Genomic DNA, 6,569 nt, shown 5'->3' on the forward strand with positions numbered 1-6,569 from the left:
AAGGACAAGAACGCGGTGACCACCCAGTTCATATCGATCTACGACGTCTCGCCCGAAGCGGTCGGGCAGGTGCACCTCTCGGACATCTCGCTCGAGGTCGTCGGGTGGTCGCAGCATTCGCTCGCTCTCGGCAGCCTCGCGGGGAATCGGTTCGATATCGTCATCCGCGACTGCATCGAGGAAGATCTTCCGGCACGGGTGCAGGCAGCGACAGCGGTCGCGTCCGCCGGGATACCGAACTATTACGGGCTGCAGCGGTTCGGCGTCGTCCGGCCGGTCACGCACCTGGTCGGCGAGAGGATCCTCAAGGGCGATTACGAAGGCGCCGTGGTCACGTATATCGGCCGGGCATTCCCCCGGGAGTCGGAGGAGGCGCAGTGGGCCCGGACCCGTTTCGCCGAGACCCGGGATGCACGTGCGGCTCTCGCCGACCTCCCCGTCCAGATGACCTACGAGCGGGCGATGGCGAACCATCTCGTCGCGAACCCCGGCGACTACGCCGGCGCGCTCAGAGCGCTCCCCCCGAAACTCCTCTCGCTTCTCGTGAGCGCGTTCCAGTCCTACCTCTTCAACTGCGCTCTCTCCTCCCGGATCGATGCCGGCATGTCGCTCACCGAGCCTGAGATCGGCGACCGGGTCCTCTTTCAAGACGGCCGCGAGGATATCGTCTCCGCGCGGAACCGGCAGGCGGCCCTGCTGCAGATCCGCCGTGGGCGGTGCCGGATCGCCCTGTTCATCCCGGGCTCCGAACCGGTGGCGCTGCATGGGCCGATGGACGAGATCCTGCAGGAACTGATGCAGGAGTCGGATATCGAAGCCGGAGACTTCGAACGCACATCCCGGTTCGTGGAGACAAAGTTCGCCGGGGCTCTCAGAGCAATCAGCCTCTCCACCGACGTGGAGGCGGAGGTATCCGGTGCAGATGTCCGGCTCCGGTTCACGCTTCCTCCCGGCCACTACGCGACGACTGTCTGCCGGGAGTACATGAAGGCCGACCCCTACATGATGATCTAGGGGGCCGGCGATTAAAAGTGGTTAATTTCCGGGAGCAGGGTTGTAGAGCACGTCCCACTCGGTGACCAGGTTGCTCCCGCACATGTAGTGGCGTTTTAAGGAGAGCCGGAACATCTCTTCTTCGGTCTCGATATGCATGCCCCCGACGAGCGACGGGGTGTCGGCGCCGCCGACGATGAACGGCAGGTGGATCAGGCGGATCTCGTCCACGAGGCGATGGTTCAGCATGGACCAGTTCAGCGTCGGTCCGCCCTCGATCATCATCCGGTCGACGCCGTAATCTCTCTTCAGGATCCCCATCAGTTCCGGCAGATCGACCTCGTTTGCTCCCGCGACGACGACATCGACGCCGCCTGCCCGGAGCCTGGCAACCTTCTCCGCCGGTGCGGCCCCGCTGACGGCGATGACTGTTCTGGCGTCCGGCCCGAGGACGTTAGAGTCCGGCGGGATATCCGCCCGGCTGTTTGGAATGACACGGAGCGGGCTTTTCCCCTCCACCAGCCGGACGGTCAGGAAGGAGTTGTCGATCCTGATGGTGTTTGCCCCGACCATGATGGCATCGCATGCCGCCCGGGTCTGGTGAAGGAGGATCTCGGTCTCGGGGGCCATATACTTCATGAGAATCTTGCTTGAGGCCCCGCGTTTCAGGGTGAGCTTCCCGTCGACGGTGATCTCTGACATCATGAGCACGTGCGGCCTGTCGTGATCTGGCATTGGAATTCGTTCCCGCTGATCTATCTGCCGGGAGGATTTATGAATTTGATGATTTTAGCCCGTACATGGAATATTCCGGATGAGATGTTGCAGCCTCGTCCCGCAGAGCAAAGGTTAAACTCTTCACGGGCTGATAAATTATGCGATGAATATAACCTCCCTGCGGCCGAAATTCATCAAATATACGGAGCCAATCGCGTCATTTTTCATACGCTTGGGCGTTACGCCGAACCAGGTGTCGGTGCTCTCCGTGCTCTTCGGCTTTTCGTGCGCACTTGCCTTCACCCAGCGCTACTTCCTCGCAGGCAGCCTGCTCCTGTTCGTCTCTGCGATTCTCGATCTGGTAGACGGCAACGTCGCCCGGAAGAACCACACCGAGAGCCGGTTCGGGGCCGTCTTCGACTGGATCGCCGACAAATACGTCGATGCGGCGGTCATCCTCGCCGTGGGGTTCTCCGGCATCCCTATCGTCAGCCACCTCATAAACGTCCCGCCGGTCGCCGATTTCGGTGTCGTGGGGCTGGCGCTCGCCGGATCGCTGATCAATACCTTCATCAAGCCGGTCACGTATGCGGAGATCGGCTATTCCGAGAGGATCGCCGGGAAGATCGAGGACCCCCTCGAGGGAGTCGGCTTCTTCGGCAGGCCCGAGACGATCCTCGTGCTGGTGCTCGGCGGCGTGACCGGGTACATCTGGGTTGCGATCCTCCTTATCGCGGTCTGCACGAACCTCTCCGCGGTTCAGCGGGTCTTCTACCTCTACCGGCAGTACTCCTGACCGGTTCGCACCACTTTTTTGGCTTTGTTGAAACCCGCCTGTTCGCTCCAGATGGTCACAATCCGGGGGCACGGCGGGAGTTTGAGCACCGCCAGATGCTCATCAGGCCCCACGGTCCACTGTATAGGGACATGCCTGAGGGGAAAGGCCGATCACGGGGGCAAGCCGGGCCCAGCGCCACCCCCGTCGGGGTAGCGATGCAGACCCGAAAGGGGTTTTGACAGAGCCCTTTTTGTAAAAACCGTATCTCCCATGCGCCGGTATGCTTGGGAAAGAATGATCGGCGCGGGAGGAGACTATCCCCCGCCCGGGGTTTAAATCTCGGTTTTCGCGGATTTCGGCCGGATGAGCTGCTCCATTTCGCCGCGGTAGAGCCGGTAGAGGCTGTCGGCGAGGGTGCCGAGCTCGGGGATGATCATGAAGAGCGCATAGGCAAGGAGCACGAGAAATATCAGTGCCCCGAGTTCGGCCATGACGTTGTGCGCCCAGAAGAAACTCTCGTACCCGAGCTCGCCGTTGCCGGCGATCGCGGGGAGGTAGGGGAACCACTGCTCGGTGTAGGCCGTGATCACGAAGATGTTTCTCACGATATTCAGGATATATATCGTCGGGAAGACCAGGAGGAAGCCGGCGATCTTCTGCCTCGCCGTCGACCGGACGCCCCAGGCGACCCCGAGCATGATCGCGATGCTCTGGATCCCGGTGCAGGCGAGGATGATCTCGGTCTGGAACCCGTTGCGCTCCATCAGGTTCCAGGCCTGAAACGTCACGGGGTAGCCGACCGCCGCGAGCGCTGCGGATGTCTGGCCGGCGACGAGGGCGATCAGCCAGTTCCCGAGTGCCGGTATGTAGCCGAAGGGGGCGTAAATCAGGAACGCCACGGCTGCTATCGTCGAGATCTGCATCACCCGTGGGTCGTCGCGGAGCAGGTATTTTGCGGTGATATAGAGGAAAGGTATGGAGAGGAGGGCTATTGCCGGGTACATGAAGTTATTGAGGGAGAAGTAGTAGGGGAGCTCGACGAAGAGGTATCCGACGATGCTTGCCCACCCGCCGAGTGCGAAGTACTTCCTGAACCGGCTCGGGATGAGAAAGGCGAGAAAGCAGATGCAGGAGATCAGCACCAGGTAATCCTTCATCCTTTACCCTTCGGCGTATCCGGCTATAATTATTTGTGCACCTGTCCAGTCCGGGCCACCTGTCATGCGAACGGATCATGCGCCACGACCAAGAATTAATTGCGGTCGGCACCCCATTCATTACAATGATGTTCTGTCCGCAGTGCAAAGGCCTGATGATATCGTCCGGTGGTCAGCTGAAATGCAAAAAGTGTGGCTATATCCGGGAGATCGATGAGTCGGACCGGTTAAAGAAGACAGACAAACGCGTGGAGAAGGAGATCACCATCGTCGAAGACGAGGATAAGGTAGCAACCCTCCCGACGGCGACCATAAAATGCCCGGAGTGCGATTGCACGACGGCTTTCTGGTGGCTGCGGCAGCTGCGTGCGGCGGATGAGAGCGAGGTCAGGTTCTTCCGCTGCACCGCCTGCGGCAAGACGTGGCGCGAGTACGATTAGGCTGGAGCCGTTTTATTGACATGTTGCCCCCTCCGGGGGTGTATTTTTCTTCTGATTAGGGTTTGTACTGTGTAACAATATCGGTCCCATGAACCCATTTACCTACAGGTCCCACTTTTTCACTCGCGCATCACACTCTGCTTTCGGGAGCCACCTGTTGTTCGCCTGCATCGTTCTCAGGGCATCTGCGGCGCGCGGCCCCGTGAGGATGCCCGCGTCCACGAGTGCATCCAGTATCCACAATGTCCCGTGGCATTCTATATCATTCTCTCCGGCCATCGTGTGCAAATGACCGTCGCCGGTTACCAGTATGGATTGCGTATCCCGTGCCAGGATGAATGCGGCGAGATCCCTGTAGGAGAGTCCGCGGTGCTCCCGGAGGAGTTCGTAGATCTCCGAAACCTGCCCGGGTTCCAGGTCGGCGATCTGCATACCGCAGAGCCGTAATCGTTCGTGGGAGATTGTTGTTATCTCGTGGGCGATGAAGTTCGCCATAAGGAAGGTGTAACCGAGATATGGGGGACAATCCAGTATCCCGCCGGTGTCCAGGTCGAAGACGTAGTTCGCATCGATTGAACACTTGACCTTGGTACCTTTCACACGTATCGCCTAGAATGATTCGGCACACTGCTCACCGGGCTGTTCTCCCCCCAACAATTCCTGAGCTCGCGCTGTACTTATCTTCTTCTCGCTAAGAGCGCGGAGCACCAACAGTTTCATGTGCGTCGGACGTTCGGGCGGCAACGGGGTTCCGGGCTCTGTCTGCCGCCACCCATTACTGTTGAAGAGCAACCAGAGCCGTTTCGACGCGCTCCCTGATATGATCCCGAGGTCGGCAGCCCGATGGAGCCAGGCGCTCATGCTCATGCCCCATTTATGTTTGAGCAGGTAGAACTCGCGTGGTGATATGTTCCGGCGTCGTTGCCCCAGCTCCCGAAGCGCCATCTCTCTCGGTACGAGGAACGCAGCGGCAAATCGATGGGCCGCCGTTTCTTCATCGACGTCCCCTTCAATCCGGAGCAGAAGGTGTCCGAGTTCGTGGGTAAGGTTGAACCGCTGGCGGTCCCCTGGTGCGTCGTTGTTTATGGCTATAACCGGGGTGCTATCATCGTAATAGAACGTCAGGGCGTCGAACTTATCCGTGGCTCCGATGATGCCGACCTTAATGCCGTGCTGCTCCAGCACATCCATGACGCTCTCAATGGGATCCAGGCCCAGGTTCCACTCATCACGAACTTTCTGAGCCACATCTTCAATCTCCCTCAGGCTTGTTATGCGGCAATTCTCCCTTGAAGGGAGCATGAGGGTCTTTTCCTCACCCAGAATCAACTCGATCTCGAGGTATCTTTCGAGCCATTCCTGAACTTTTGCATGTATCTGGCTTTCCTCTCGCTTTTTCAGCGGTTTCCGGCACCGATACTGTGGCTCGGAAAGATCCACGGATATGGAGCGGAAGAAGTAATCGACGTTCACTCCGAGTATCTCGCTCATCTGAATCAGGAGCCCCGATCTCGGGGTGACTTCGCCGTTCTCGTACTTCGAGATCGCCATGGCGCTCAGGCCCATCTTTTCGGCCAGATTCCGCTGGCTCAATCCTGCGCCAATGCGTGCAGATTTTATCCGTTCTCCAATGGTCATCTCATCTCACCGCCGAGTGCCTGGTTTACAATTGCTTTATTATTTTTTGTTTTGTAAACTAAATGGTGTCTCGCGATATTTGTATATATTCGTTCTGGTATGGTGGCGGCGTTGAGCGGGCCGGGTCACCCGGTGGTGGCTGATCTATCTCGTGGCGCTGGAAATGCTGGATTTAAGCGTAATCGCTGTTCTTGCCCCTTGTTGCTCCTGTGAGAAAGTTATATTCTTTCCTTCGTCGTTTTTCAACATATGGTGGCGGAGCCTTCCGGAAATCGCGGAACGTACCTGATCGTCGACACGGAGACGACCGGGACGCTCAAGACAGGTCGCTCGCCTCCCCGCCTCGTTGAGATTGCCTGGCCGGTCTGCGATGTCGTGGGAGAAGTCTTGGAGAGGGACGACCGGGTCATTCGTCCGGATGGCTTCACGATCCCGGTGAGCGCCTCCCGGATCCACGGGATCACCACCGGGTACGCCCGGCGGGCTGGTGTGCCCGTCCGCGAGGCTCTTGATGCTCTCTCTCTGGTTGCAAACAAGAGTTCTACGATTGTCGCGCATAATCTCAGGTTTGACCTTGCAGTCATCGCGGGTGAATACAGGCGTGTCGGCGTTCCTGACCCGCTCGCCGCTTTGCCCGGCATATGTACAATGGAGTCAACGTCGTCACTCTGCAAGATCCGGCGGGGAAGTGGATACAAGTGGCCGACACTCTCTGAACTTCATCAAACACTCTTTAGCCACCCCTACGAGGGTGCTGCTCATCGCGCAGCTGGCGACGCAGAGGCGTGTGCACGTTGTTTTTTTGCTCTCAAAGAGACGGGTTTTTGGGCTTTGTTGAATTCCTCC

Annotated in this window: 8 protein-coding genes; 4 read left to right on the top strand and 4 right to left on the bottom strand. The window is 58.8% G+C overall.

From position 1 onward, the window contains the following. Positions 1 to 1,014, top strand: a 1,014-nt coding sequence (truD, locus tag BRA62_RS10650; RefSeq protein ID WP_292366548.1) for a tRNA pseudouridine(13) synthase TruD, incomplete at its 5' end; no start/stop codon positions are given. Positions 1,015 to 1,035: 21 nt separating this feature from the next. Here the strand turns inward: truD and BRA62_RS10655 are convergent. Further along, positions 1,036 to 1,728, bottom strand: coding sequence for a dihydrofolate reductase family protein (locus BRA62_RS10655; protein WP_292366549.1), 693 nt, complete (start codon positions 1,726 to 1,728; stop codon positions 1,036 to 1,038). Positions 1,729 to 1,873: 145 nt separating this feature from the next. Between BRA62_RS10655 and BRA62_RS10660 the strand changes: the two genes are divergently transcribed. Next, positions 1,874 to 2,506 (top strand): CDP-alcohol phosphatidyltransferase family protein, encoded by a 633-nt coding sequence (locus BRA62_RS10660; RefSeq protein ID WP_292366550.1) that lies wholly within the window; start codon positions 1,874 to 1,876, stop codon positions 2,504 to 2,506. 314 nt (positions 2,507 to 2,820) lie between these two features. Here the strand turns inward: BRA62_RS10660 and artA are convergent, their stop codons facing one another. After that, entirely contained in the window at positions 2,821 to 3,645 is an 825-nt protein-coding gene (gene artA, locus BRA62_RS10665; RefSeq protein ID WP_292366551.1) for an archaeosortase A, read from the bottom strand. Between the two features lie 125 nt (positions 3,646 to 3,770). Here artA and BRA62_RS10670 point away from each other — a divergent pair, with 125 nt between their 5' ends. Beyond that, positions 3,771 to 4,085, top strand: coding sequence for a transcription factor S (locus tag BRA62_RS10670; protein ID WP_292366552.1), 315 nt, complete (start codon positions 3,771 to 3,773; stop codon positions 4,083 to 4,085). A 102-nt stretch (positions 4,086 to 4,187) separates the two neighbouring features. On the opposite strand, the gene BRA62_RS10675 is transcribed toward BRA62_RS10670, so the two are convergent. After that, a complete protein-coding gene (locus tag BRA62_RS10675; protein ID WP_292366553.1) occupies positions 4,188 to 4,685 on the bottom strand; it encodes a hypothetical protein in 498 nt (165 codons plus the stop codon). A gap of 9 nt (positions 4,686 to 4,694) precedes the next feature. Next, positions 4,695 to 5,723: a helix-turn-helix domain-containing protein gene (locus BRA62_RS10680; RefSeq protein WP_292366554.1), complete on the bottom strand. Its 1,029-nt coding sequence runs from the start codon at positions 5,721 to 5,723 to the stop codon at positions 4,695 to 4,697. 249 nt (positions 5,724 to 5,972) lie between these two features. Here BRA62_RS10680 and BRA62_RS10685 point away from each other — a divergent pair. Further along, the coding region (locus BRA62_RS10685; RefSeq protein WP_292366555.1) for a 3'-5' exonuclease at positions 5,973 to 6,569 on the top strand (597 nt) is incomplete at its 3' end.

The organism is Methanoculleus sp. UBA208 (assembly GCF_002498065.1).
Lineage (GTDB): Archaea > Halobacteriota > Methanomicrobia > Methanomicrobiales > Methanoculleaceae > Methanoculleus.